This is a genomic window from Alkalitalea saponilacus (assembly GCF_900168165.1).
In the GTDB taxonomy this organism is placed as follows: domain Bacteria; phylum Bacteroidota; class Bacteroidia; order Bacteroidales; family Marinilabiliaceae; genus Natronoflexus; species Natronoflexus saponilacus.
Genome location: NZ_FUYV01000081.1, coordinates 1 through 1,464, shown reverse-complemented (window position 1 = coordinate 1,464; position 1,464 = coordinate 1). Strand labels below are relative to the sequence as shown.

1 protein-coding gene is annotated in these 1,464 nt (G+C 27.7%); it reads right to left on the bottom strand.

Features of this window, described 5'->3' with window-relative positions:
- A partial coding sequence (locus tag B5X70_RS17700) for a hypothetical protein (RefSeq protein ID WP_088328746.1) occupies positions 1-1,432 on the bottom strand: 1,432 nt, incomplete at its 3' end.
- Positions 1,433-1,464 lie beyond the last annotated feature (32 nt).

Below are 1,464 nucleotides of genomic sequence, written 5' to 3'. Positions count from 1 at the left end.
ATAACAAAGCAGGCTTTAACCAGTTTTGACCAAAGTTATTAGACTGACCGACCCATAAGATAAATCTATCAATATTTAGGATTCTCTTATACCATTTTACTTTTGAGAAAGACTCTCTTTTAAATGCAGACATTTCAAGTGCCTTAAATTTTAAGGAGGCTATTCTATCACCTTGTTTTTCTAATGCAAACTTAAGTTGGCGATAAATCTCTTTTTTATATGAAAAGTGGTGAGAACAGGGGGATGTATTAGTGTTTAATTTTTTATCATCAAACCATTTCACATTAGCGGTTATAATTTCTGACAATACACTATGGTAAATATTAATTTTCTCAAAGGTGTTTAAAGAAGTGTTAAAAAGATGTGATTTGCCCAAATTTGTATGAGCAATCGAAAGTTCAGAGTTTTCATTAAATGATTTAGCTGAAATAATTGACAATGTGGAGTAGTTATAAAAGAAGTCGAAATTTAACCTATTAAAATTTGAATGATTAAATACAATATTACTCCTATAATTATTTCCAGAAATTTTTGTTTTTAATAGTTCACAAGAGTTGAAATAAATATCACCCTCAAGTTGCTTTGATGTAATAATTGAGAGCTCATCAATTTGAGTATTATCGCCATTGACAATAAATTGCTCGCCAAATTTTCCTGATTCAATATAAATTTTTGTCAATTTTCCAGATGTCTTATTGGTTGTATCTTGAATTTTAAAACTTACATTTTTTTTAAAATCTGTACCGAATATTGTCATTGTATCAATAATTGATACCGCTTTGACATTTACATCTTGTTTAAAGTAACCGTCATTAAAAATCAAACTATTTATTTCTCCAGACCAAATATGAACTATATTATTACAATTCGAATCAGAGAAAACTATGGCGGATGAAGTTAATTTCTCTATTCTTATCATAGAATTGATGATACTGTTTTCGCTAATTTCAAAATCAATAGCAAACCGACTTTGATTAATATCAAATTGTTTTTCAATTGTTGAGTCTATAACTGAAAAACCACCTTTATCGGAAAGTAATGATTTGACTTGTAATTTGTTAATTACAGATTTGTTTGAAATTATTACACCTCGCTCAATTTTATTATTCCCATTGAAATAAAGACCTCCATCAATTTTAACTGATTTAAAATATATATGATAATTATCGAAATTGAATTTTGAGTCAAATTTACTTGCCTGACAATTATTAAAGGCGATGCTCTTTTTAAATGTGCAATTAATGAATTTGATTCCATAAGATATATCAATATTTTCAAAATAGACATCATTCTCAAAAACGCATTCTTTAAAACATAATCCTTTTGAGTTGAGATTTACCAATACATCTATTTGGTCGGATATTGCTTCACCAGAAATTGTTATTTGGTTTCCTGATTTTGTGATTTCTTTTAAAAATTGAAGCTTATTCATATTGTGGTATCTATTTTATATGTTTGGCAACG